Below are 23670 nucleotides of genomic sequence, written 5' to 3' on the forward strand. Positions count from 1 at the left end.
TCACAGCTCCACGGCTAGGCGTTGGACCAGTTCCAGGCTGCCCACGATCAGCTCCAACTCGTCGGCGAACTTCTCACCGGCGGCGAGGAACCCGGCGGGCACCAGCGACTCGTGGTGGTCGGCGCTCGCCTCCAGCAGGATGTCGACCGCCTCGTCCAACGCGCCCTGGGCTTCCCGGACGCTGCGGTAGGCGTCCCGGAGGAACTGGCAGCTCTGCTCCAGCGCGAGCTTGATCTCGCCTACCGAGGTCACGTCACAGCCTGGAATTGATGCTCTCGGCCTGGGAGATCCCGGCGCCGAGGTGCTTCTGCAGGTCGGTGACGCCGCTGACCACCTCGGCGAACCGGGCGTTCGCCTGCTCCACGTCGGCCTGCACGCTGCCCTGGGTGGCCGTGCTGAGCAGCGCTTGGGCGTCCTCGGCCAGGTCGGCGGCCTGTTGCAGGGCGTTGACGCTCTGGCCCGCCTTGTCGACGGCCGAAGCGATCGCGGCGCGAACCTCTTCGATGCTGGCCATGTCGATCCCGACCCCTCCTGAGAAACCGGTTGGATTCCTATAGTTGAAAGTAGTACCTAAAGTTTCACGATTCACAAGCAAGATCGGCTGACCGGGTGGAGGTGGAAATCCACTCGATCGGGTCAGCGATGATGATCTCAGTCGGGCACCGTCCACACGAATGCCGAGCCCGGTGTCGCTGTCAGTTCCAACGCGGCGATCCCCGTCGGCGGAACCGGTGCGGCTGACCAGCGGGTCGACCCCGACCCCTCGGACCACTCGACGTCCGACCAACCCGAACGGCCCAACGACGTCACGGCGTCCTGTAGCGCGACCGTGGGGGAATTAGCGCTCGAACCGAGGTCTATGTGCACGCTCAGTAGGTGTCCGTGTGGAGCCACTCGGGTGATCTTGCCACTGCGCGCGACCCGGCTGGCTACCGCCCGTGCCTGCCACTCGGCGCCCGCGGACCGGTCGGTGGCCACGTCGACGCGCAACGACAGCCACGTGGTCGCCTCCGGCTCGGCCGGGATCACCCGTTCGGACACCGGCTCGTCGTCCGGTCGGCCCCGCGGGTCGCGGCCGGGGGCGTCGTGCCCCGGGTCGACCAGCCCCGGATCGTGCGGTGAGTCGTGCCGACGGGGGTCGTGCCGCGGGTCGTGCTGCCGCGAGTCGACCTGCTGGGGGCTGTTGTGCTGGGGGTCGCCGCCGGCCCACGCCTCCACCATCAACCGCTCCGCGCCCGGCACCAGGCCGTCGAGCAGCGCCGGGTCCTCCAGCACCGTCCAGGCGGTCGGCGGCTCGCAGGCCACCCGCGGGGTCGGGAACTCGTCGCCCAGCCGGCGCACCACCGTGCGCACCGCCCTGGCCAACGCGCCCGCCACGTTCTGCGTCGCGCGCTCGCCGCTGAGCAGGCTGATCGTCACCGACCAGCAGCCGGGTTCCTCGTCGGAGCAGTCGAAGGCCCGCACCACGCGCCCGCCGACCTGGCGCAGCAGTGCGGCGCAGGCGGCGTGCGCCTGCCGCTCGTCGTCGGCCGCCACCACCGCGGTGATCAGCAGCTCCAGGTCTTCTCCCACCATCTCGACCCGAATTGTCCACGACACGCCGGCGACTCGTGAGGGTGCCATTGATGTCACCCATAAGCAGGGACTTGCGCCCACCCCTCGTGATGTCCGCTGATCAGGCCGTTTTCGCCGGTTCAACCCCCGTTCACACGATGCGGTCGGCGACCTCCGGCGGCGCGCCGACCGAGGTAACGATGTGAGCGCATGGCCATCTATGCCTAGGAGGTTCCACCATGCGCAGCATCATCCGAATGGCCGCGGCGAGCGCTCTCGCGTTCCCGATCATCATCGGCGCCGCGGGCATCGCGTCGGCCGACGTGGAGTACGACCAGAACAACGTGTCGGCCACGGCGGACGGCGCCACCGTCCACGAACTGGCGTCCGGCGCGGACGGCTACGGCGGCTCGTACTTCTTCGAGCAGTACCAGGCCGCCACGCCGTACGGCGCGGGCTCCTTCACGGTCGTGGCGTGGACGTGGGATGGCAACGCGGGCTACTACGACGCCTACGCCTGGTCCAGTCCTGAAGGCGCCTGGACCGGTGACACAGAGGCACACGCGGAGGCCTCGGACTACGACGACCACGACGACGATGACGACCACCACGACGACGATGACGACTACGCCGACGATGACGACTCGGGTTACGACGACTGATTCGTGACGGGGGTGGGGTGGCACCGCGTCGGCCACCCCACCCCGTTCGCGTCAGCGCCGCCCGAGCACCCGGTGCACGAAGGCGACGACGTCGGCCAGCACCTCGGCCGAGTTGGTCTCGTTGAACACCTCGTGCCGCGCGCCGGGGTAGACGCGCTCCTCGAACAGCAGCCCGCGCAACCGGTCCGTGCCCGTGCGGGTGTCGGCCAGTGGCACCAGCTCGTCCGCGTCGCCGTGCAGCCACAGCGTCGGCAGGTGCTCCAGCGCGGGCCCGTAGTTGACCTCGTCCAGCGCGCGCTCCAACGCCTCCAAGGTCTCCCGCCGGTACGGCCCGTGCCACACCAACGGGTCGGACGCGTACCGCTTGCCGACCTCCGGGTCGCGGGAGAGCAGCGCCGGGTCGAGCGGCGCGCGGGTGGTCTCCGCCGAACCCAGCCCGTCCAGCCCCTCCCAGGTGCCGAGCACCGGCGCGGACAGCACCAGCGCCGTCAACGGGTGCAGCTGGGCGTACCGGGCCGCGACCAGACCGCCCTCGGCGTGGCCGACCAGCACGGTCGGCAGGTCGGACGCCGCCGAGCTCACCGTGGCGGCGACATCGGCCACCACGCCGTCGAAGTCGGTGATCAGCGCCCGTTCGCCCGCGGACCGGCCGTGGCCGACGTGGTCGGCCGCCAGCACCAACGCGCCCGCCGCCACCAACGCCTCGGCGACGTGGTCGTATCTGCCGCCGTGCTCGCCGTGGCCGTGCACGATCACGGCGAGCCAGTCGGCGGTCAGGTTGGGCCAGGTGCGGACGGCGAGGTCCCCGGCGTGGCCGGGGACGTTGGACTCGATCACCTAGGCAGCGTAGAACGCGCTGATCCGGATCTTCCCCCCGGCGCACACCGGGCCGAGGCCCCACGACAGGCTCATCGGCTCGGTCTCGTCCGGCGGGATCGCCGCGGCCCGTGCCGCCTCGGCCTGGCAGGGCGCGTCCACCGGCTCGTCACCGGTCGGCACGACGGTCCAGTGCAGGTTCGCCGCCGCCGCGGTGCCGGGCGCGAGGACCACCGGCGCCGGGCCGGGGTCGGTGGTGCGCTGGAGGTCGGTCGGCAGCGGGTTGCCGGCCGCGTCGAGCAGTTGCAGGCCGCTGTAACCGTTGAGCGTGCACGGCGCCGCGCCGTTGTTGGTCACCACGAGCTTGCCGTACCGGTTGCCCGCGCCCGCGTCGCCCGGCTGGACCGCGCCCGCGAGCGCGGCGGCGGTGCAGCGGACCGGGGCGGACGCCTGGCCGGTCGTCGCCGGCGCCGACGACGGCGGCACCGGCGCGGTCCCGGTGGCCGAGGACGAGGGTGGTTCGACCGCGAGGGTCGACTGGTCTGCCGCTGGTCGAGGGCTCCCGCACGCGGTGAGCGCGACCGCGAGGGCGCCGAGCGCCACGAGTCGCCTCATGTCCACCTCCTGGCTCGATGACGAGGCCTTGTCAGGAGGACGTACCCAGCCGCCGTTCGGTTGGGTGTATCGGCGAGAAATTCACCGTATCGGGCGCATCATTGGCGGTTCTCGACCCAACCGCCGCCGAGCACCGGCATGTCGTCCGCGGCGGCGTTCCACAGGTAGGTCCAGCAGATCTGCCCGTCGGGCAGCGCGACCCGCACGCGGCGGTACTCGTCGCCCTCGTAGTCGTCCAGCACGGGGAGGGCGTCCTCGGGGCGTTCGAGGCGCAGCACGTGCCCCGGCACGCCGCGGCCGGTACCGCCGGGGGAACCGTCGCCGGGTCGCAGCGCCGGGTAGCCGCGGCCGGTGTCGTGCAGGGTGCCGGGCAGCGACGCGGGCACGGGCTCGCCGACGACGAACGGCGCCACGAGGTGCCAGGCCGCCATCCCGGGCTGGAGCGTGCCGTAGGTGAAGAGGCGGTCGGGCCAGTCGTCCGGCGACGGGTCGCCGTGCACCGGCGTCACGTCCAGGCCGTCGCCGTCGGCGGGCCGGCCGCCGAGCCGCCGCGCGCCGCGCTGGTCGACGTCGGCGCAGCGCACCGGTCTGCCGTTGACCAGCAGGGGCATCCGCCGGATGCCGGCGCCGGTGTAGGCGAGCACGGAGTCGACCACGCCGCCGTTGAACAACGTCACCCGTCCGGTGTGCACGCGCACCAGCCGGTACCGCAGGCCGCGACCTTCGCAGCGGTCGAGCACCCGCAGCTGCTCGGCGGTGGCGAACCACACCGCGTGCTCCTCCTCGACGCCCGGCGCCGCGGCGAGGGTCGCCGGGCGCTGGCCGTCGGTCTTGCGCAACCCCGCGGCCCAGACGGCGGCCAGGCCGTCGCACCGGGCGCGCAGCACCACCGCCGGGCCGGTCAGGCCGAGTTCCTCGCGCAGCCACGTCACCTTGGCCGGGTTGGCGTTGGAGCCGTACGCCAGCACCGGCATCCGGCCCGAGAGCGGCGGTTCGCCGTGCGCGGCGAGCCAGTCGTCCAGGTCCCGCCCGTCCGGCGCGACCCGCCACCCGGAGTCGGCGCCGGGGTCCGGGGTGACCGGCCAGCCCGCACCGTCGAGGTGCACGAAGCAGTGCCCCGGCCGAGCTCCCGGATAGGGCTCGGCCGGGTGACTGTCGTCCGTGAAGGGCTGCGTCATGCCTCCCATTCTGGCAAACCTCACCGAGAATTCACCCGGCGTTGGGTTCTGCGGGCCGAAATAGATCCGACCTTTCCGGCTTGGCGGTGCGGAAAAGAGGGCTCGACTGCGCTACATCGGGCGATACAGGTCGGAGGTGTTAACGTGACGTGTCACACGTTCTCGGCACGCCGCGCGTCGTACTCCTCTTGTGCCGCCACGAAGTTGGGCAGGTTCGCCTCGATCCAGCCGAACAGGTCGCGGATCTGCTTCGCCGCATGGGTGCCCAGCGGCGTGAGGGAGTAGTCCACCCGCGGCGGGATCACCGGGTGCGCCTCGCGGTGCACCAACCCGTCCCGCTCCAGCGCCTGCAACGTCTGGGCCAGCATCTTCTCGCTCACCCCGGCCACCGACCGGCGCAACTCGCCGAACCTCTGCGTGCCGTCGAGGAGCTTGCCGAGCACGAGGCTGCCCCACATGCCGGTGGCGTGGTTGGCGATCGTGCGGGACAGGCAGTCGCGGTTGTATACGTCACCTCGCAGCTCCATGGCGCGCACCCTAGCTGGATGCTTTCCGAAACGTAAGTACCTGACAAACAGGTAGGTACTTACGGATAGTTAGCAGCCGACCTAGCGTTCGCCGCATGACGACCTTGATCACCGGCGCGACCGGCCACCTCGGCTCCCTGATCCTCCGGCACACCCTCGACCGCCTCCCGGCCGACCGGCTCGCGGTGTCCGTGCGCGACCCGAAGAAGGCCGAAGGCCTCGGCGTCGAGGTCCGGCCGGGCGACTTCGACGGCCCGCTCGCCGCCACGTTCGCCGGCGTGGAGACGCTGCTGCTGGTGTCGGTGGACGGGCCGGACGAGATCCGGATCGGCCGGCACCTGAACGCGGTGCGCGCGGCGGCGGAGGCGGGTGTGCGGCACATCGTCTACACGTCGGTCACCGACGCGGACACCTCGCCGCTCGAACTGGCCAAGGTGCACAAGGCGACCGAAGAGGCGATCCGCGCCACCGGCATCCCGTTCACCTTCCTGCGCAACGGGATGTACCACGAGAACTACCTCCCGCAGGCCCCCGGCCCGATCGTGACCGCCGCGGGTGACGGGCGCATCGCCAGCGCGTCCCGCGAGGACCTGGCGCTGGCCGCCGCCGTCGTGCTGAGCACGGCCGGCCACGAGAACGCGGTCTACGAGCTCACCGGCGCGCGGGCGTGGAGCTTCGACGAGCTGGCCGCGCTCGTGGGCGAGACCCACCTGCCGGTGAGCCCGGAGGAGCGCGTGACGGGGCTGAAGGGCTTCGGCCTGCCGGACTTCCTGGCCGAGCTGCTCGCCGACATCGAGGTCAACATCGGCCGCGGCGCACTCGCCGAGGTCCGCCCGGACCTGGAGAAGCTGATCGGCCGCGCGCCGACCACGATCGAGGACGCCCTGCGCGGCTGACCGCCCGCGAGCAGCGCCGGCGACCGACTACGGTCGGCGGTGCCGGTGATCGACCACGCTGGCGGCGGCCGGTCCTGGCGGTTGACCACGGCGGACGGCGGCGGGTCAGCCGCCGGCGAGCAGGGCCGCGTCGATCTCCTGGTGCGCCTCGGGGTGCTCCTCCCACCACTTCGCGTAGACCGGGTTGCGGGGGAGCACCGCGCGGTAGGCCCTGGCGGCGGCGGCGAAGACGTCGTGGGCCCGCCCGGCGGCGGGCCCCTCGCGGCGGGTCGCCAGCATCAGGTCGACCATCAGCGGCGCGCCGCGCAGCGGGCGGATCACGATCCCGTCGCCGCCGCGGGACTGGGGCAGCGCGAACGACACCGCGCCGTTGGCCACCAGGCTGCGCGCGGTGCTCGCCTCGTTCACGTGGTGGCTGAACCGGGGCGTGAACCCGGCCTCCGCGCACGCGGTGAAGATCTGCAAGCGGTTGCCGACGATCTCGTCCGGCCGCGAGACCCAGTCCCGGTCGGCCAGCTGGGCGAGGTCCACCTCGTCCTGCGCCACCAGCGGATCGGTCTCGGGCAGCGCCACGAACTGCGGCTCGCTCACCAGCCGGCGCATCTCCAAACCGCGCAGCTCCCGGCGTTCCAGCCCTTCGAACCGGTCCAGCACACCCAGCTGCACCTGCCCGGACACCAGCATCTCCAGCAGGTCCGACGCGCCGGGCATGATCTCGGTGCGGACCTCCGAACACGGGATCACCCGCCGCAGCTCCTGCACGAAGTGCCCGAAGAACAACGTGGGCACGCCGCCGACGAGCAACGGCCCCGGCGTGCCGTCCCGGGTCCGCTCACGGGCCAGCGACACCAGCTGCTCGACCTCGTCGAGCACCAGCCGGGCCGTGCCGACGACCTGTTTGCCGAGGTCGGTAGGCACGGAACCGCCGGGGGTCCGGTCGAACAGCCTGCCGCCGACGATCCGCTCGACGGTCCGCAGCTGGGCGCTCATCGCGGGTTGCGTGAGCCCCAGGCGTGAGGCGGCCTTCGTGAGGCTGCCTTCTTCGGCTATCGCGCACACCGCGCGCAGGTGGCGTAGCTCAAGCTCGGGCATAACGTTCTTCTATCCCCCTTTCGTATGAGCCGCCAGCCCTGGCGGCCGCCATAGTCGGCCCGAGCCCAGGAGGAGAGCCATGGCCGTCCCGTCCCGCGCCACGTACCCACACGACGTGGTCGAGCGACCCCGGCACACCGTTCACGCGGACGGAAGTGCCGGTGGCGCCGGGGATCCGGGACGAGCCGAGGGGGTGTGAGGCGAACGTCCCCACCCCGTGCGGGGCCGCCGGTCGTCATTGCGGAGTGAGCGACCGGCGGCCCCGTCGCGTTCTCGGTACTTTCGAGCCATGTCAGTCCAGGACAGCCCAGTCGACTGGGTGAACGAGCACATCCGCAAGTACGTCGAGTCGGACGGCGCGGACGGGCACGAGTGGCAGCCGGGCGTGTTCACGCTCCTGCTGACCACGATCGGCCGCAAGTCCGGGGAGTCGCGCCGGACCGCGCTGATCTACCAGCCCTACGGCGACGCGTACGTGGTCGTCGCCTCGTACGGCGGCGCGCCCGAGCACCCCGCCTGGTACCGCAACCTCGCCGCGCGCAACGAGGCCGAGGTGCAGGTGGGGCCCGACGTGTTCCCCGCGAAGGCGCGCACGGCGACCGGTGACGAGCGGGCCGAGCTGTGGCGGCTGATGACCGAGGTGTGGCCGGACTACGACGACTACGCCAGGAAGACCGACCGCGAGATCCCGGTGGTGGTGCTGGAACGCGTCCAGTCCTGAGCTTCTGAACGCCCGGACGCCGTCAGCCCCCGACCGTGATCGGCACCGCCGCGCCGGTCACGGTCACCCGCGGGTCGTCCGGCGAGACCTCGATCTCCAGCAGGCTGGGGCGACCCATGTCCACGCCCTGGTGGATGGTGATCGACCTCGGCCTCGCGACCTTCCCGACGGCACGCAGGTAGCCGCCGAACGCCGCCGCGGCGGAGCCGGTCGCCGGGTCCTCCACCACCCCGCCGACCGGGAACGGGTCACGCGCGTCGAAGACGTCCTCGTCCCGCTGGTGCACCAGTTGCGCGGTCACCGCGTCGTTGGCGCGCAACAGGTCCGCGAGCGCGTCGAAGTCGTAGTCCAACGACGCCAACCGCTCCCGCGTGCGCACGGCCAGCACGAGGTGCCGCGAGCCGCCGAACGCCCAGTGCGCGGGGTGGCGCGGGTCGAGGTCGTCGGCGGACCACCCCAGCGCCCGCAGCGCGGCCGCCACGTCGGCGTCCGGCGCGGGCGTGGCCGAGGTGGGCACGCTGGTCAGGCTCGCCGTGCCGGGCGTCGTGGCCACCTCGACCAGCCCGGCCCTGGTGTGGAACCGCAGCGTGCCCGTGCGCCCCAGCGCGACGGCCGTGGCCACGGTCGCGTGACCGCAGAACGGCACCTCCACCAGCGGGCTGAAGTACCGCACGTCGAACTCGTCGCCGTCGGGCCGGGGGAAGAGGAACGCGGTCTCGGAGTAGCCGACCTCGGCGGCGATCTCCAGCATCCGGGACTCGGTCGACCCGGTAGCGTCGAGCACGACACCGGCCGGGTTGCCGCCGGCGGGGTCGGTGGTGAAAGCGGTGTAGCGGAGCACTGCGGGTTCCTGCGCGTCGGTCATGACCACAGCGTCTCCCACCGGCCCGGATCGAGTCCAACGATTCCCTGTGATGTGTCCGATCAGTATTGTCGATGCGGTGGACACCCGCCTCCTGCGCACCCTCTTGGTGCTCGCGCGCACGGGCAGCTTCACCGCCACCGCGGCGGAGCTGCACCTCGTGCAGTCGACGGTGACGAGCCAGGTCAAAGCCCTGGAACGGCACCTCGGCGCCCGCCTGTTCGACCGGCTGCCCAGCGGCGCCCGGCTGACCGAGGCGGGTCGGCAGGCGGTCGAGCACGCGCGCGAGGTGCTGACCTCCGAGCAACGCCTGCGCGACGCGGTGCGCGGCAGCACCGCGGTGGAGGGCGACGTGCGGATAGCCGCACCGGAATCGGTCTGCGCCTACCGCCTGCCGCAGCGGATCGCGGACGTGGCCATGCGCTGGCCCGGCATCTCCGTGCACCTCTCGCCCGCGGGCACCCGGCAGGCGCTCGCCGGTGTCCGCAACGGCACGCTGGACCTGGCACTGGTGCTGGAGGACGCGTTGGTCGCCCCCGGCTTGAAGGTGACCGCCATCGGCGTGGAGCCGATCGAGCTGGTGTCCGCGCCCGGCGTGGTGCTGGAGGAGCGGTACTTCCTGCTGGAGGAGGGCTGCTCCTACAGCGACCGGTTCGTGCGGGAACTGACCGCGACGCCGAGCATCACCCGGTTCGGCAGCATCGAGGCCGTGCGGTCGTGCGTGGTGGCCGGTCTGGGCTGGACCGTGCTGCCGCGGGTGGCGGTCGCCGAGCAGTTGGACGCGGGCACGTTGCACCGCGTGCGCGAACTGCCCGACAGCACGCTGTTCCTGGTCACGGACCCGCGCCGGACGCCTTCCGCGGCCGTGCGGGCGGTCTCGGCCGCGCTGAACTGACCCCACCCGAACATCGACCGACCGGGTGTCACCCGCCCAGCCGGGTCAGCATCCCCTCGCAGCTGCGCACGACCACGGCCGCGGCCCGCCGCTGCCCGTGGTCCAACGCCGGGTCCACCGCGTGGTCGCGCCACCGGCCCAGGGTGTCCAGCACGGCGTGCCGCAGCTCGCCCTCGGTCGGCTCGTAGTCCATGCCCAGCCGCACGACCGGGTCCGTGCCCAGGCCGCCGACCAGCCGGGACGCCTCGGCGTCGAGGTCGCCGGGCAACCGGGTGCGCCCGCCCTGCAACGCGGCCAGCAGCCGCAGCTCCCGGAAGTCGTGCGCGGAAGCCAGGATCCGCTCCACCGACGCGGCCAGCGCCACCGAACCGGGCCGCGGCTCGGCGCGCAGCACCACGTCCAGGCCCAGCAGGGCGGCGCGGGCCTTGAGCACTTCCTTGCGCTCGGTGAAGTAGACGCCGATCGAGTCGCGCAGCTCGCCCAGACCGCTGCGCTGCACCAGCTGACCGGTCAGCTTCACCTGCGTGTCGAAGCCCTGGCGGATCAACGTGGTGGTCAGTCGCACGCCGAAGATGCCGAACCGGTCGACCAGGCCGCGGCGCACCGCCGGGTCGAGCCGGACCGGGAAGTCCTCGCCCACGAACCGGTCCGCGGACAGCAGGTGGTCGTCCAACTCGGTGCGCGCCAACGACGCCAGCGCGGCCAGCGCGGCGAACTCCTCCGGCCGCACCGTGCGCGCGGCCACCGCGAGCAGCCCGGCCACCGCGACCACGTTCTGGCACAACGGGGTCACGGTCGCCTCGCGCCGGTAGCGGCGGGCGATCTGCTTGGCCGAGGACAGCGCGTCGATCCGGCCGCCGCCGATCTCGTCGGCCCGGGACAGCACCAGCACGGTGTTCACCGGCGCGACGCGCGCCACCGGGTGGTCGTGCGCGGTCTGGAGGAACCGCACGTCGGTGGTGTGCATGTGCCTGGTCAGGTACAGCACCGCGTCGGCCTCGCCGTAGACCTGCTCGACCGGCGCGGCCCCCGGCGTGTCGATCAGGACGAGGTCGCGCAACGACCGCGACGGCCACTGCACCACCACGCGCTCGGCGTCCGGCGCGTCCACGAACGCCTTGCCGTCGCGGCGCAGCACCGGCACCTCGTACTGGCCGACGTGCGCGGTGGGCCGCGGTCCGTCCTGGTACCAGGTGGTCGCGCCGGTGGGGTCGAACTCCTCGCCGATGAGCGCGCTGACCACGGTCGACTTGCCCGACCGCGACCCGCCCGCCACGGCCACCCGCACCGGCTCGCCGAACCGCGCCTGGTGCCCGCGCAGCCACCCGACCGCGCGCGGGCTGTCCCGGTAGACCGCCAGGGCGTCTTCGAGCAGCGCCCAGACCTCGTCCTGCACCGCGCCGGGCCGCGTGCCGCCCGGTGCCACCTCGCCCGGGAACATCAGGCGCTGATCCCCAACGGCGGCGCCTGGCCACCGGCGAGCGCCTGGACCCGCTGGTAGAGGGCGACCAGATCGTCCAGCTCGCGCTTGGCGTCGCGGTTGCGGCGCTCCCGCTCGGTGTTGTCGTCCTGGACCGCGCGGCGGGCGCTGCGGGCCGATTCGAGCAACGTCTCCTGCAACTCCTCGGCCAGCGTGGAGAAGTGGGTGCGCAGGCTGCGCTGGATGTGCCGGGCCGCGTCGCGGCAGTCCTTGCTGAACTTGAGGAAGAAGTCGTCCACGTGCCGGGCCGCGGCGGCCTTGGCGGCGGCCTGCCTGCGGCGCAACCGCTGGTCGCTCTCGTCGATGATCGACTTGCCGCCGAACAGCGCGCCCGCGCCCAGCGAGATCGCGTTGATCAGCGGCATCCCGGCGAGGCTGGTGGCCAGGCCGAACATCAGCACGCCGCCGTAGGAGCCCTTCAAGCCGGTGAACGCCTTCTGCATCAGGCCGAACTTCTCGATCAGCGGCTTGTCCATCGGCGCGACCCGGTCCAGCACGTCGTCCGGGAAGATCGACTCGGGCAGCAGGTCGTCGCGGACGACCGGGAAGCTCTTGGCGACCTTCTCCGCCACCCACTCCGAGCGGTCGAGCAGCCAGGCGAAGTTCGTCGTGGCGGCCTCGGTGAGGTTGTCCTCCAGCCAGGACTCGAACCGGTCCCAGCCCAGCGCCGGGTCCGCGGTCTCGAACGTCCTGTCCACCTCGCGGATGATCTTGCGGGTGCGGTCGCGCAGGTCGTACTCGATGTCGGAGACCAGGTCGGCCATCTCGTCGGCCAGCACGGTCTGCCAGCGCGCGGACCGGCGGCGCAGCTCGTCGATGCGGCGCTGGGCCTCGTTGAGCGCGACGATCGTCTTCTCCGGGCCGCGGGCGGCGCGGGCGGTCAGCTCCTCGCGCACCGGCGCGACCAGCTGCTTGATCGCCGACGCCGCGGTGACCGCGACCGTGCGGCGGGCCAGCACGTCGGCCGCGGCCAGGATGTCCTGCTGCACGCAGGTCAGCAGCTCGGGGAAGCCGGACTCGGCGTTGAGGGCCTTGTCGCCGGTCTTGGCCGCGCGCAGGCGCAGCGCGGCGGACACGGGGATCAGCTTGGCGGTCACGCCCGCGCGGGCCAGGTGCGCCCGGTTGCGCTCGACCACCCGCCGCCACTGCGCCGCGATGTCGATCTTGGTGAGGACCACGATCACGTTCGGGCAGGACGTCATCACCTGCTTGAGCAGCTCCAGTTCCGACCGGGTGAGCTCGGCCGTCGCGTCGGAGACCATGAGCACCGCGTCGGCCTGGAGCAGCGCGGTGAACGTGCTCGCGGTGTGCGCGGGCCGCAGGTCGCCGACGCCCGGCGTGTCGATCAGCACCAGGCCCGAGTCCAGCAGCGCGCGCGGGATGCCGACCTCGGCGCGCACGAGGTCGCCGCCGTGGTGCTGGTTGGCGCTCACCTGGCTGGCGAGCTGGTCGATCGGCACCGGGATGCGTTCGGTGGGGGTGTTCGCGATGGTCGCGCCGCGCACGAGCGCGGCCGACGGCGTCTCCGCGTGCTGCACGAAAGTGGGAACGGTGGTCGTGACGTCGTCACCCACCGCGCACACCGGGGCGTTCACCATCGCGTTCACGAGCTGGCTCTTGCCCTGCTTGGGCTCGCCGATCACGAGCACCCTGAGCTTGGGGTCCAGCTGGCGGGAGCGCTTGTCGCGCAACCGTTCGGCCAGGTCGGGCCGGTTGTGCGCAGCGCAAGCCCTGATCGTGTCGTCGAGCACGTCGAGCCAAGGCGCGGACATCACCCGGCAGAGTGTGCCGGTAAAACCCGTCCGGGTGAAAGTCCGGACACGAGCGAGGGCCGGTCCTGTCCACTGGACAAGACCGGCCCTCCGGTAGTGGATCAGTCTCAGAAGAGCAGGTCGTCCACGCCGAGCGAGTCGACGACCGGGAGGTCCAGACCGTCGACGGTGCCGGTGACGTTGCTCACCACGCCGCCCACCCCGGCGGTGTCCGCGACGCCCGCGACCGTGTCGGTCACGCCGGACAGGGGAGCGGCGCCGTGGGCGTCGAAGTCGGCCGAGCCGGCAACGCCGAGCGTGTCGCCCAGGCCGCCCAGGTCGCCGACGCCACCCAGACCGTCCACGGCGGGCAGGTTGCCGGTGAGGCCACCGGTCACGTTGCCGAGCACGCCGGTCAGCGTGTCGACCGTGCCGAACGCGGTGCTGGTCAGGCTGTCCACGTCCGCCACCGAGCCGGTGACCCCACCCGCGGTGGCGACGGCACCGTCCAGCGTGCCGGTCGCCGTGCCGGTCAGGCCCTCGACCGGACCGGAAGCGGTGGCCAACGTGCCGTCCAGGGTGTCGGTCACGTCACCCACCGCGGAGAAGTCGCCCTCGACCGACAGCGTCGCCGAGGCGGCGCCGTCGAGCAGGTCCCAGCTCGACACGCCGCCGAAGACCGACAGGCCGTCGGCGTCCGCGCTCAGCGTGCCCGCCACCGCGGCCTTGACGTCGCCGGCGCCGGTGGCACCCGACACGGCGAGCTGGTCGGTGACGGCCTTGAGCCGGAAGATCGCGCCGGCCTGACCGGCGTCGACCAGGTCGAGCGGCAGGTCCTCGACCAGCGAGCCGTCGAGAGCGGGCAGGCTCCCGGTCGGCACGTAGTCGAGCACCAGCGGGATGACTTCCTGCACGTCCAGGGCGCTGATGTCGCTCAGGCCCGCCGCGGCCAGGGTGCCCTCGGCGTCGGCCTGGAAGTCGGCCAACGCGGTCGGGTCGCTGAGCAGGTCGAGGACGAAGTCGTGCAGCGTGTTGGGGCTGGAGCCCATGATGGATGTCTCCTGGTCAAGTAGGACGCGGGTAGCCGGCCCGGCAGGGGTGTGGTCCGGCCTGGTGATCAACGTATGGGCGGGGGGATCACCAGCCATCGGGGATTACTCCCAGTAGATACCGCAACCACTATGGGGTGGTTGTCGTTCACTCCCTAGGGGATTAGGGGATGCGCTTGTGACCCTCTCGTCACCCGTGTAGGTACTGCCTGTAGTTCGTTCAGGTGAGTGAGGAGGCCTCCGAGTTGCCGTACGTCCTCGGGGTCGACGTGGGCACCACCCGCACCGCGGCGGCCGTGTGCAGGCTGGGCGGCGCCGGGCGCGGTGAGCCGGAGCCGGTCGGCCTCGGCGGTCCGGGCGGCGGCGTGGCCTCGGTGTTGCAGCTCACCGCGGACGGCGCGTTCGCGGTCGGCGAGCCCGGTGACCCGCGGTGGACCGCCACCGGCTTCGCCCGGCGGGTCGGCGACCCGGTGCCGGTCGTGCTCGGCCCCGCGGCGGACGCCGGCTCCGCCGAGCCGTGCCCGGCGGAGGAGCTGACCGCTCTCATGGTCATGTGGGTGGTCGACCAGGTCTCCGCCCGTGAAGGCGAACGCCCCGCGCACGTCGTGCTCGCGCACCCCGCTGGTTGGGGTTCCCACGCGAAGGGGCTGATGCACCGGGCGCTGCGGTCGGTGGGGGTCGAGGCGTCGCTGGTGCCCGAACCCGTCGCGGCGGCCGAGAACCACGCGTTCACCCGGTCGAGCGCCCGGTCGCTCGGCGTGTTCAGCCTGGGCAGCCACGGGTTCGGCGCGTCCGCGGTGGGCCGGGGGTTCGAGCTGCTCGCCACCGCCGAGGGGGTCGACCAGGCCGCGGGCGTCGACTTCGACGACGCGGTGTTCTCGCACGTCCGGTCGTCGCTCGGGCGCGAGCTGGCCGAACTGGACGCGGACGACCCGCGCACCAGGGGCCTGTTCGGGCGGCTGCGCCGCGACTGCGAGGCGGCCAAGCGGGTGCTGTCCGGCGTGGTGGAGACGTCCGTGCCGGTGCACCTGCCGTCCGGTCGGGTGGACGTGCCGCTCACCAGGGCGCGGTTCGAGGACCTGATCCGCGCCGACGTGGAGCAGGCCGTCTCGGTGTTCGACCGGGTGGTGCTCGGCGCGGGTGGCGTGGAGATGACGGTGCTGGTCGGCGGCAGCGCCCGCATCCCGCTGGTCGCGGCGTCCGTGCCCGGTCGGGTGGTGCTGGACGCCGCGCCCGAGACGTCGGTGGTGAAGGGCGCGGCGTTGGCCGCCCGCCGGCTGGTGGTCGGGCCCGACGCCGAGCCCGAGCCGATCGAGACGTCGGTGATGGTGCGCGACGACGACCCGTTGCTGAGATTTCCGGTGGGTGGCCTGGACGTGCCGGACGCGGAGTTCACCGCGCCGCCGCCCCGGCCGCCCGTCGACATCACACCGCTCGACCTGCCGGAGCGGCGCACCGTGAAGCGCGTCGTGCGCGGGCTCGTGCCGACCGGTGGGCGTCGTGCCCGTGACAGCGAGGATGGCCGTTGACCCCGAGCACGACCGCGCGTCCGGTGTTGTCCCCGCAGGTCTCGCAGGTCTTGGACGCCGTCGCGGACGGCGCCGTGCTGCGGCTGGGCGTGGTCGCGCCCGGCGGGTACGGCAAGACCACCGTGCTGCGGGAGATCTCGCGGGCGTTCGAGGACGCGGGCGCGCGGGCGTCGGTGGTGGACGACGCGCACCTGCTGCCGGACGCCGAACTGCTGTCGCTGCGCTCCCTGGTCGAACGCGGGGACGAGCACGTCGTGGTGGCCTACCGGCCCTGGCCGCGGACACGCGCGCTGGCGGCGTTGGCCGAGTCGCTGGGCCGGGCGCGGCCGTCGTTGATGCTGGAGCCGTTCACCCGGGACCAGGTGCGGTCGGTGCTGCCCGCGTCCGCGCGGGGGCTGGTGGACTTCGTGCACCAGCAGACCGGCGGCGTGCCGCGGTTCGTGCGGCGGCTGGCCGGGTTGACCGCGGCCGAGCTGACGTCCGAGGTGGTGGCGTCGTTCCGGGTCGACCTGGACTGGCTGGACGCCGACGTGCAGAAGTACCTGCTGGCCGCCGAGGCGGGCGCGGCGCTGCGGCTGGACCTGCTCGGCGGGCTGCTCGGGGTCGACGCCGACGCGGTGGGCGACGTGATCGAGGCCGGTCGGGCCACCGGCCTGGTGGCGGCCGACGGGACGTTGCTGCCCGTCGCACGGGTGGCCGTGGCGGCGTTGAGCCGGACCGACCGCCGCATCGCCGTGCGGCAGCGGTTGGCCGAGTTGCAACTGCGCTCCGGCGGTCCGGTGCTCGACCTGGTGCGGCCGTTGATCACCGCGGGCGGTGCGGGCAACCAGGCGGGTGTGGTCGGGCCGGAGATGGCGCAGGCGTTCCGCGCGGCGGCCGACGAGGCGTTGGGCGCCGACCCGGCGTTGGCGGCACGGCTGCTGGCGGCCATCGGCACGGCGGGCCCCGACGTGGCCGTGCGGCGGGCGGTGGCCTCGGCGATGGCGGGCGACCTCGACGCGGCGCTGCGGCTGGCGGACCAGGTGATCTCCAGCGGTGACCGGGAGCACCGGGGCGCGGCGGCGGAGGTGGCCGGGATCGCGTTGGCGCACCGGGGCCAGCTGGCCCGCGGCACCGAGCTGCACCGGTGGTCGTCGAGCTCGACGTCGTCGGCGTTCGCGGTGATCGGCGAGGTCGGGACGGGGCGGTTGCCCGCCGCGGCGCTGCCGGTCGCGCCGCCGACCATGCTCGACGGCGGCGCTTCCCTGATGGCGCAGGGCGTGGTCGAGTCGGTGACGTCGTCCGCGACCACGTCGTTGTCCACCCTGATGCGTGCGGCGGGGTTGCTGGAGCCGGCCGGGCGGGCGGTGCTGCTGCCCGACACGCCCGCCGCGCTGGCCGCGCTGGTGGCGTTGCACAGCGGTGAGCCGGGCGTCGCCGAATCGGTGCTGGACCGGGCGATGGCGACGTCGTCGGGCGGTGCGCTGATGGTGGTGCGGCACCGGCTGCTGCGGGCGTGGATCGCGATGCAGCGCGGGAACCTGGCGCAGGCCCGGGAGACGTTGGTGGCGCTGCGCAAGGCCGGCCGGCCGCTGGAGCCGCGCGACTGGCTGTTCGCGGTGGCGCTGGAGATCGGCGTGGCACGGCGCAACAGCGACCTGGCGACGTTGAAGCGGACGTGGGAGCAGGCGTGCGAGGCGGTGCTGCGGCACCCCGTCGACCTGTTCACGTTCCTGCCGCTGGGCGAGTTCGCCACCGCCGCCGCGCGGCTGCGCGACCAGCACCGGTTGGCGCCGCACCTCACCGCGGCGCGGGACCTGTTGCGGGACCTGGGTGATCCGCCGCTGTGGGCCGTGCCGCTGCACTGGAGCGCGCTGCACGCGGCGATCATCGCGGAGGAGACGTCGGTCGCCGAGGAGCACGCGGCGTCGCTGGCGGCGTGCCGTGAGAAGAGCCGGTACGCGGGCATCGTGTCGACGGCGGCCGAGAGCTGGCTGGACGTGGTGGCGGGCAAGGTGGACGCCGACCAGGTCGAGGAGTCCGCCCGCGGCCTCCAGGCGGTCGGCCAGTGGTGGGACGCGGCCAGGCTGGCCGGTCAGGCCGCGATACGGACGTCGGACCGCCAGGCGATGGTGCGGCTGCTGGACTGCGCCCGGCTGCTCCAGGGGCGCACCGCGGCGACGACGCGCAAGCAGCCCGAACCGGCGGTGGAGGCCGACGCGAACAAGCTCAGCGACCGCGAGCGCGAGGTGGCGGAGCTGGTCGTCGGCGGGTTGACCTACAAGCAGGTCGGCGACCGGTTGTTCATCTCGGCGAAGACGGTCGAGCACCACGTGGCCCGGATCCGGCAGCGGTTGGGCTGCACCAGCCGGGCGGAGTTGCTGGACCAGCTGCGCCAGATCGTCGGCTAGCGGATTTTGGCCGCACGGCCGCGGTCGGTCGGCAGGGTCGGTCGGCTGCCGGAGGTCGTCAGGGGGCTGACGACCTCCGGTCGGGGACGGACGGGGGGAAGGGGGACGTCAGTCCCGTTTGGTCGCGTGCAACAGGATGAGGCCGAGCGCGGCGACCACGAAGTTCTGGAACGCGGGCGTCAGACCGTTCCAGTCCTTGGACTGCCACATGACGAACCACTCACCGCCGATCGCGATGAAGCCGCCGCCGAACAGCAGCGCCTGCATCACCCAGCCCGTGGACGACAGCCGGCGCGCGACCTCCTCGCGGCGCCGCAGCCAGGCCACCAGGCCCGCCAGCAGCACCAGCGCGGTGACCGCCTCCCAGACGATGATCAGCACGTACGCGATGGTCACGACGGTCGGGTCGGTGATCGCGCGCCACGTCGTGTTGGGCGACCCGAAGGTGGTGTCCATGGCCAGCACGTGCTGCACGAACGCGTGGTTGGTCTCGTAGTCGGTGACGTTCCCGAACACCACGAGACCCATGTATAGCGCGGTGATCCCGGTCAGCGCCGCGATCGCGGCTTGCGGGCTCCCCACCCTGGCAAGTGAACGCATGATCTGTAGAACCTAGTCACGATCCGCCGGAAGTCCACGAGAGGAATTCACATGACCAGGCCGTCCATCGACCCCGCGCTCGGCTTGGACCTGGCCCGGGAACGCACCCTGCGCCGCAGGTCGGGGACGGTGACGGTGCTCGTGCCCGCGCACGACGAAGCCGCCACGGTGGCCGAGGTGGTCACCCAGGCCCGGTGCGGTCTGGACCACATGGAGGTTCGGGGTGAGGTCGTGGTGAGCGCCAGCGGCTGCGCCGACGACACCGCCGACGTGGCCCGGGCGGCGGGCGCGACCGTGGTCGAGTCCCCGGCGGGCAAGGGCAACGCGATCGTCCACGGCCTGCGTGCGGCGACCGGCGACGTGGTCTGCCTGGTCGACGGCGACCTGCGCTACTTCGGCGAGCCGACGTTGGTGGAGCTGCTGGTGCGGCCGATCCTCGACGGCCTGGCCGACGTGACGGTGTCGGACCTGTACTGGCGGCCGGTCTACCCGCAGCTGTGGCTGCACGGGTTCTTCGCGCCGCTCGCGGGCAGGCTGTTCCCGGAGATCCTGCCGAAGGTCGGCACCACGCCGTGGTCCGGCCAACGCGCGGCGTTGCGCGAGCTGTGGCCGCCGGAGCTGCCCGAGGGCTTCACCGCCGACCTCGCCCTGCTGCTGCACTGGAACCGGCACGCGAGCCGGATGCGGCCGGTGCTGGCCGACGACTGGACGAACCCGCAGCGGCCGAAGCCGGAGCTGATGCGGCAGGAGTTCGAGCTCCTCGTCGCCCACGCCGTCGCGCGGGACCGGTCGGTCGACGTGCAACGGCTGCGGGCGTGGTTCGACCGGGCCCACGACCTGATGGCGGCCTACCGGCCGGGCGTGGACGACCCGCACCGCTTCGAGCTCGACCTGCTCGACGGCTCGCTCAAGGCCCTCGACAGCTCGCTGCGGCAGGCCGATCAGGGGCAGGGCGGCTCGTAGTCCAGCTGCGGCAGGTGTTCGCGCCACCGCTCCTCCGGCAGCACGCCCTCGGTCTTGGTGCAGATCCGCTCGATCACGTGCTGGAGGTTCAGGTCCCACACCCGCACCGTGCTGTCCGAGCTGGTGGACGCCAACCGCTGGCCGTCCGGGCTGAACGCGATGTCGCGCAGCCCGCCCTCGTGCCCGGTCAGCACCTGACCGACCGCGGTGGGCCGCCGGACGTCGTGCACGTCCCACAGCCGGATGGTGCGGTCGTCGCCGCCGCTGGCCAGCGTCCGCCCGTCCGGGCTGAACGCCACCGTCACCGCGGCCTCGACGTGACCGGTCAGCGGCGTGCCGATCGGCTTGACCCGGTTCGGCACGGCCATGTCCCACAGCCGGATCGTCCGGTCGTCGCTCGCGGTGACCAGGGTGCGGCCGTCGGGGCTGATGTCGCCCGCCCGCACCGCGCTGGAGTGCCCGGTCAGCGGCTGCCCGAGCGGCTGCGCGGCGGCGGGGTCGGTCACGTTCCACAGCCGCAAGGTCTTGTCCGCGCTCCCCGTGACCAGCGTCTTGCCGTCCGGGGTGAACCCGACGTAGTGCACGTACTCCGAGTGGCCGACCAGCGGGCGCCCGAGCGGCTTGGGGTGCGCCGGGTCGGCGATGTCCCACAGCTGCACCGAGGAGTCGTCGGAGCCGGTGGCCAGGACCTTCGCGTCGTGCCGGAACGCCACCGGTGAGCTGTAGCGGGTGCCCACCCCGATCGGCTCGCCCAGCGGTCGCGGTCGGTGCGGGTCGGACAGGTCCCACAGCCGCACCACCTTGTCGCTCACGCTGGCCAGCGTGGCGCCGTCGTCGCTCAACGCGACCGACCACACCCCCGCGCCGTGCGAGAACACCGCGGTCGACGTCGGGCTGCGCGGGTCGCTGGTGTCCCACACGCGGACGGTCTCGTCCTCGCTGGCCGACACCAGGTGGTGGCCGTCGGGGGTGAAGCGGGGGCCGATGGTGCGCGCCGAGTGCCCCACGAGCACGCCCGGCGGCCCCGACCACAGCCGCACCACGGAGTCGTGGCTGCCGGTGGCCAGCGTCCGGCCGTCCGGGCTGAACGCCACCGCGTACACGATCCCGTTGCGCCCGGCCAGCGGCTTGCCGATCGGCAGGGGGTGCGCCGGGTCGGTGATGTTCCACATCCGCGTGGTGCCGTCGCCGCCGGCGGAGGCGAGGATCCGGCCGTCCGGGTTGAACGCCACCGACCACACGCCCTCGGTGTGGTCGGTCACCGGGCGGCCGAGCATCCGGGGCGCGGCCGGGTCGGACATGTCGAACAGCCGCACGCTGTGGTCCTCGCTGCCGGCGGCCAGCAGTCGGTCGTCCGGGCTGAACGCCAGCGAGCGCACGGTGTGGTCGAACCCGGTGATCGGCTCGCCGACCGGCTTGGGGTGGTGCCGGTCGCGCACGTCGAACACCACGGCGGTCTTGTCGTCGCCGCCGGTGACCAGCAGCGTGCCGTCGTGGTTGAACGCCACCGAGCGCACCTGGCCGGTGTGCAGGCCGAGCGGTTCGCCCAGCCGCTGCGGCGCGGCCGGGTCGGTCACGTCCCACAGCCGGGCGGTGGTGTCGCCGTTCGCGGTGACCAGCGTCCGGGAGTCCGGGGTGAACGCGAGCAGGTAGACCGTGCCGTTGCCGCCCATCAGCGGCTGGCCCAGCGAGCGCGGGCGCTCGGGGTCGCTGACGTCCCACAGGCGCACGGTCTCGTCGTTGCCCGCGGTGGCCAGCGTCCGGCCGTCCGGGCTGAACACCGCGGAGGTCACCCAGCTGCGGTGGCCGGGCAGCGGCGAGCCGAGCGGCTTCGGGTCGTCCGGGTCGCGCAGGTCCCACAGCCGCACCGTCTGGTCGAAGCTCGCCGTGGCCAGGAACTTGCCGTCCGGGGAGTAGGAGGTCAGGTACACCGGCCCGGTGTGCCCGATCAGCGGCTTTGCCAACGGCGAGGTCTGCGTGGACAGCAACCGGGTCTGCACGTCGCGGTCGTCGGGCCGCATCCGGTGCGCGACCAATGCCAGCTGCGCCGACAGCGACGGGTCGGACTCCTGCAACCGGTCCGCCTCCGCCACCACCTGGCGGAACACCGCGTCGTCGCGCTGCCGCACGGCCAGCACCGCGGCCGTGGCCGCGATGAGCGCGAGCACGACCACGCTCGCCACCGCCGCGCGCCTGCCCCACGCGGCGCGCCTGCGGTACTGCATCGACACCGCGAGGAAGTCCTGGGCGGTGCCGGTCAGCCCTTCGCGACCGGCCGCGTCCGCCCAGTGCCGGGCCGTCTCCAGCCGCGCCCCACGGTAGAGCAGCGACGAGTCGCGGTCCTGGCCCGCCCACGTGGCCGCGTCCTCCTCCAGCCTCTGCCGCAGCAGCTGGCCCTCGCGGTCCTGGTCGATCCAGCTGCGCAGCCGCGGCCACGCCTGCAACAGCGCCTCGTGGGTGATCTCCACCGAGCCCGCGTCGAGCGTGACCAGCCGGGCCCGGGCCAACACCTCCAGGGCCTCCTCGCCCGCGGCCCGGTTCGAGGCCTGCTCGACCAGCTCGTGCCGGGTCGAGCGGCGGCGGGTGTCCTGGGTGTCCTCGCCGACGCGCACCAGCCGCAGCAGCAACGGCCGCGCCGCGAGCTGCGCCTCCGGCGCGAGGTCCGCCCACGCCCGCTCCGCCGTGGCCGCGACCGCGCCCTGGATGCCGCCCGCCGAGCGGTAGCCCGCGATGGTCAGCTTGCCCGCCTGCCTGCGCTGCCAGGTCGCCAGCAGGGCGTGCGACAGCAGCGGCAACGCGCCCGCGTCGTAGGCGCCCTGGCCGGCCCTGGCCTGCGCCCGCCCGCTGCGCACGCCCAGGTCGCGCAGCATGAGCTCGATCAGCCCCGGCTCCAGTTGCAGGCCCGCCGCCTTCGCGGGCCGCGACACCGCCTCGCGCAGCTCCGCCGACGTCATCGGCCCCAGCACCATCTGCCGGTCCTGCAACGCGTCGGCCAGCTCCGGGAACGCCAGGCAGCGGCCGTAGAAGTCGGCCCGCACGCCCACCAGCACGACCGCGGGCGCCGTGCCGCCGGGCACCGCGGGCGTGCACGCCACGTGCAGCGCCTGCACGAACACCTGCACCCGGTTCTCGTCCGGGGACAGCGTGAACGCCTCCTCGAACTGGTCCACCACGACCACCACCCGGTCGCCGCCGTGCCGTGCCGCGTACGCCGCGAACGCCGCCCGGATCTGCGCGGCGAACCGCAGCACACCCATCAGCGTCTGCCCGAGGAACGTGTCGGGACCGTGCCCGGACGCCACCAGGTCCTGGTCCATCCCGTCCAGGGTCAGCGCCATGTCCATGATCCCGGCCAATTCCGGGACCTGTCGGATCAATTCCTTCACCGGATCGGCGCCGGGTGTGACGACCACCGCGGGCCAATTCGTCGACCCGGGCAACGCCAATGCGCCGTCGCGAATGGACGGAATCACGCCCGCGCGCACAAGGGACGATTTACCGGCGCCCGAGGCGCCGACCAGCATGACGATTCCGCCGGTTTCCGCCGCACTGCCCAATCGGGACACCAAGGCGGCCGTGCTGCGTTCCCGGCCGAAGAACCAACTGGAATCCTCCGGTTGGAACGCGGCCAATCCCCGGTACGGGCACACGCCGATCTCGTCCGAGCTCGGCGGGTCCTCCTCGTCGGGCGCCGACACGGGGCTGGCCAACGCCTCCTCCCACAGCGCCCGCCACGCGTCCAGGTCGTACAGACCGGCCGCGGGCGGCTGCGGGCGCGACTTGCGCGCCTCGCCGATGAGGATCTCCAGGACTACCGAGAGTGCCGAGAACCGGGCCGGCACGTTGCGCCCGCGACGCCAGTCGCTGACCCGCTGGGCGGTCGCCCGGACCGGCCGACCGTGCTCGTCGGTGCGTCGCGCGCGGCCGACCGACTCGGTCACCTTCTTCAGCGGCGGGTCGCCCGCTTCGGCGTAGAGCAGCGCGAACCGCTCGGCGAACACGGCACGGGGACCCGACCCCTGACCGGAACCAGCCATCCGCGGCGTGCCTCCTAGAGGTCCGGTGTTCCGGACCGGAAAACCGGATGTGA

Annotated in this window: 21 protein-coding genes; 7 read left to right on the forward strand and 14 right to left on the reverse strand. The window is 73.1% G+C overall.

Annotation, left to right across the window (positions count from 1 at the left end; all coding sequences use genetic code 11):
- From ACYVLT_RS23665 to ACYVLT_RS23675, 3 genes are all read right to left on the reverse strand, one after another.
- On the reverse strand, positions 1-252 hold the full coding sequence (locus tag ACYVLT_RS23665) for a hypothetical protein (protein ID WP_461122393.1): 252 nt from the start codon (positions 250-252) through the stop codon (positions 1-3).
- A gap of 1 nt (position 253) precedes the next feature.
- Entirely contained in the window at positions 254-514 is a 261-nt protein-coding gene (locus ACYVLT_RS23670; protein WP_461122394.1) for a hypothetical protein, read from the reverse strand.
- Positions 515-651: 137 nt separating this feature from the next.
- Positions 652-1623: a hypothetical protein gene (locus tag ACYVLT_RS23675; protein ID WP_461122395.1), complete on the reverse strand. Its 972-nt coding sequence runs from the start codon at positions 1621-1623 to the stop codon at positions 652-654.
- A 170-nt stretch (positions 1624-1793) separates the two neighbouring features.
- Between ACYVLT_RS23675 and ACYVLT_RS23680 the strand changes: the two genes are divergently transcribed.
- On the forward strand, positions 1794-2216 hold the full coding sequence (locus tag ACYVLT_RS23680; RefSeq protein ID WP_461122396.1) for a hypothetical protein: 423 nt from the start codon (positions 1794-1796) through the stop codon (positions 2214-2216).
- A 51-nt stretch (positions 2217-2267) separates the two neighbouring features.
- On the opposite strand, the gene ACYVLT_RS23685 is transcribed toward ACYVLT_RS23680, so the two are convergent.
- The 4 genes from ACYVLT_RS23685 to ACYVLT_RS23700 all read right to left on the reverse strand — a co-directional run bounded on the left by ACYVLT_RS23685 (position 2268) and on the right by ACYVLT_RS23700 (position 5352).
- Entirely contained in the window at positions 2268-3053 is a 786-nt protein-coding gene (locus ACYVLT_RS23685) for an alpha/beta fold hydrolase (RefSeq protein ID WP_461122397.1), read from the reverse strand.
- Complete coding sequence (locus ACYVLT_RS23690) at positions 3054-3647, reverse strand: DUF4232 domain-containing protein (RefSeq protein ID WP_461122398.1); 594 nt, start codon at positions 3645-3647, stop codon at positions 3054-3056. It lies immediately after the preceding gene.
- Between the two features lie 98 nt (positions 3648-3745).
- Entirely contained in the window at positions 3746-4825 is a 1080-nt protein-coding gene (locus tag ACYVLT_RS23695; RefSeq protein WP_461122399.1) for a gamma-glutamylcyclotransferase, read from the reverse strand.
- A gap of 152 nt (positions 4826-4977) precedes the next feature.
- Complete coding sequence (locus tag ACYVLT_RS23700) at positions 4978-5352, reverse strand: winged helix-turn-helix transcriptional regulator (RefSeq protein ID WP_461122400.1); 375 nt, start codon at positions 5350-5352, stop codon at positions 4978-4980.
- Between the two features lie 95 nt (positions 5353-5447).
- Here ACYVLT_RS23700 and ACYVLT_RS23705 point away from each other — a divergent pair, with 95 nt between their 5' ends.
- Positions 5448-6248, forward strand: a complete 801-nt coding sequence (locus ACYVLT_RS23705; protein ID WP_461122401.1) for an SDR family oxidoreductase — start codon at positions 5448-5450, stop codon at positions 6246-6248.
- Between the two features lie 105 nt (positions 6249-6353).
- Here ACYVLT_RS23705 and ACYVLT_RS23710 read toward each other — a convergent pair whose 3' ends face one another.
- A complete protein-coding gene (locus ACYVLT_RS23710) occupies positions 6354-7340 on the reverse strand; it encodes a LysR family transcriptional regulator (RefSeq protein ID WP_461122402.1) in 987 nt (328 codons plus the stop codon).
- A 289-nt stretch (positions 7341-7629) separates the two neighbouring features.
- Between ACYVLT_RS23710 and ACYVLT_RS23715 the strand changes: the two genes are divergently transcribed.
- Positions 7630-8061: a nitroreductase family deazaflavin-dependent oxidoreductase gene (locus ACYVLT_RS23715; RefSeq protein ID WP_461122403.1), complete on the forward strand. Its 432-nt coding sequence runs from the start codon at positions 7630-7632 to the stop codon at positions 8059-8061.
- A gap of 22 nt (positions 8062-8083) precedes the next feature.
- On the opposite strand, the gene ACYVLT_RS23720 is transcribed toward ACYVLT_RS23715, so the two are convergent.
- Complete coding sequence (locus tag ACYVLT_RS23720; RefSeq protein ID WP_461122404.1) at positions 8084-8926, reverse strand: PhzF family phenazine biosynthesis protein; 843 nt, start codon at positions 8924-8926, stop codon at positions 8084-8086.
- Positions 8927-9002: 76 nt separating this feature from the next.
- Here ACYVLT_RS23720 and ACYVLT_RS23725 point away from each other — a divergent pair, with 76 nt between their 5' ends.
- Positions 9003-9818, forward strand: coding sequence for a LysR family transcriptional regulator (locus ACYVLT_RS23725; protein WP_461122405.1), 816 nt, complete (start codon positions 9003-9005; stop codon positions 9816-9818).
- A gap of 28 nt (positions 9819-9846) precedes the next feature.
- On the opposite strand, the gene ACYVLT_RS23730 is transcribed toward ACYVLT_RS23725, so the two are convergent.
- The 3 genes from ACYVLT_RS23730 to ACYVLT_RS23740 form a co-directional block, all read right to left on the reverse strand.
- Positions 9847-11259: a GTPase family protein gene (locus tag ACYVLT_RS23730; protein ID WP_461122406.1), complete on the reverse strand. Its 1413-nt coding sequence runs from the start codon at positions 11257-11259 to the stop codon at positions 9847-9849.
- Positions 11259-13070 carry a dynamin family protein gene (locus ACYVLT_RS23735; RefSeq protein ID WP_461122407.1) on the reverse strand — a complete coding sequence of 604 codons (1812 nt, stop codon included), beginning with the start codon at positions 13068-13070 and terminating at the stop codon, positions 11259-11261. The genes ACYVLT_RS23730 and ACYVLT_RS23735 overlap by 1 nt, the downstream gene beginning before the upstream one ends.
- 107 nt (positions 13071-13177) lie before the next feature.
- Positions 13178-14098, reverse strand: coding sequence for an IniB N-terminal domain-containing protein (locus ACYVLT_RS23740; protein ID WP_461122408.1), 921 nt, complete (start codon positions 14096-14098; stop codon positions 13178-13180).
- A gap of 224 nt (positions 14099-14322) precedes the next feature.
- Between ACYVLT_RS23740 and ACYVLT_RS23745 the strand changes: the two genes are divergently transcribed.
- Entirely contained in the window at positions 14323-15627 is a 1305-nt protein-coding gene (locus ACYVLT_RS23745) for an Hsp70 family protein (RefSeq protein WP_461122409.1), read from the forward strand.
- Positions 15624-18017, forward strand: coding sequence for a helix-turn-helix transcriptional regulator (locus ACYVLT_RS23750; protein ID WP_461122410.1), 2394 nt, complete (start codon positions 15624-15626; stop codon positions 18015-18017). The genes ACYVLT_RS23745 and ACYVLT_RS23750 overlap by 4 nt, the downstream gene beginning before the upstream one ends.
- A 108-nt stretch (positions 18018-18125) precedes the next feature.
- On the opposite strand, the gene ACYVLT_RS23755 is transcribed toward ACYVLT_RS23750, so the two are convergent.
- A complete protein-coding gene (locus ACYVLT_RS23755; protein ID WP_461122411.1) occupies positions 18126-18599 on the reverse strand; it encodes a DUF2165 domain-containing protein in 474 nt (157 codons plus the stop codon).
- Between the two features lie 69 nt (positions 18600-18668).
- On the opposite strand from ACYVLT_RS23755, the gene ACYVLT_RS23760 reads away from it, so the two are divergent.
- Entirely contained in the window at positions 18669-19580 is a 912-nt protein-coding gene (locus ACYVLT_RS23760; protein WP_461122412.1) for a glycosyltransferase, read from the forward strand.
- On the opposite strand, the gene ACYVLT_RS23765 is transcribed toward ACYVLT_RS23760, so the two are convergent.
- Positions 19559-23617, reverse strand: a complete 4059-nt coding sequence (locus ACYVLT_RS23765) for an NACHT and WD repeat domain-containing protein (protein WP_461122413.1) — start codon at positions 23615-23617, stop codon at positions 19559-19561. The genes ACYVLT_RS23760 and ACYVLT_RS23765 overlap by 22 nt on opposite strands.
- Positions 23618-23670 lie beyond the last annotated feature (53 nt).

This window comes from Saccharothrix stipae, assembly GCF_054781895.1.

Coding starts and splice junctions, on each gene's coding strand:
- ACYVLT_RS23670 (WP_461122394.1), bottom strand. CDS start 514: ATGGCCAGCATCGAAGAGGTTCGCGCCGCGATCGCTTCGGCCGTCGAC.
- ACYVLT_RS23735 (WP_461122407.1), bottom strand. CDS start 13,070: ATGTCCGCGCCTTGGCTCGACGTGCTCGACGACACGATCAGGGCTTGC.
- ACYVLT_RS23675 (WP_461122395.1), bottom strand. CDS start 1,623: ATGGCACCCTCACGAGTCGCCGGCGTGTCGTGGACAATTCGGGTCGAG.
- ACYVLT_RS23730 (WP_461122406.1), bottom strand. CDS start 11,259: ATGTTCCCGGGCGAGGTGGCACCGGGCGGCACGCGGCCCGGCGCGGTG.
- ACYVLT_RS23700 (WP_461122400.1), bottom strand. CDS start 5,352: ATGGAGCTGCGAGGTGACGTATACAACCGCGACTGCCTGTCCCGCACG.
- ACYVLT_RS23740 (WP_461122408.1), bottom strand. CDS start 14,098: ATGGGCTCCAGCCCCAACACGCTGCACGACTTCGTCCTCGACCTGCTC.
- ACYVLT_RS23715 (WP_461122403.1), top strand. CDS start 7,630: ATGTCAGTCCAGGACAGCCCAGTCGACTGGGTGAACGAGCACATCCGC.
- ACYVLT_RS23695 (WP_461122399.1), bottom strand. CDS start 4,825: ATGACGCAGCCCTTCACGGACGACAGTCACCCGGCCGAGCCCTATCCG.
- ACYVLT_RS23690 (WP_461122398.1), bottom strand. CDS start 3,647: ATGAGGCGACTCGTGGCGCTCGGCGCCCTCGCGGTCGCGCTCACCGCG.
- ACYVLT_RS23765 (WP_461122413.1), bottom strand. CDS start 23,617: ATGGCTGGTTCCGGTCAGGGGTCGGGTCCCCGTGCCGTGTTCGCCGAG.
- ACYVLT_RS23720 (WP_461122404.1), bottom strand. CDS start 8,926: ATGACCGACGCGCAGGAACCCGCAGTGCTCCGCTACACCGCTTTCACC.
- ACYVLT_RS23760 (WP_461122412.1), top strand. CDS start 18,669: ATGACCAGGCCGTCCATCGACCCCGCGCTCGGCTTGGACCTGGCCCGG.
- ACYVLT_RS23680 (WP_461122396.1), top strand. CDS start 1,794: ATGCGCAGCATCATCCGAATGGCCGCGGCGAGCGCTCTCGCGTTCCCG.
- ACYVLT_RS23705 (WP_461122401.1), top strand. CDS start 5,448: ATGACGACCTTGATCACCGGCGCGACCGGCCACCTCGGCTCCCTGATC.
- ACYVLT_RS23710 (WP_461122402.1), bottom strand. CDS start 7,340: ATGCCCGAGCTTGAGCTACGCCACCTGCGCGCGGTGTGCGCGATAGCC.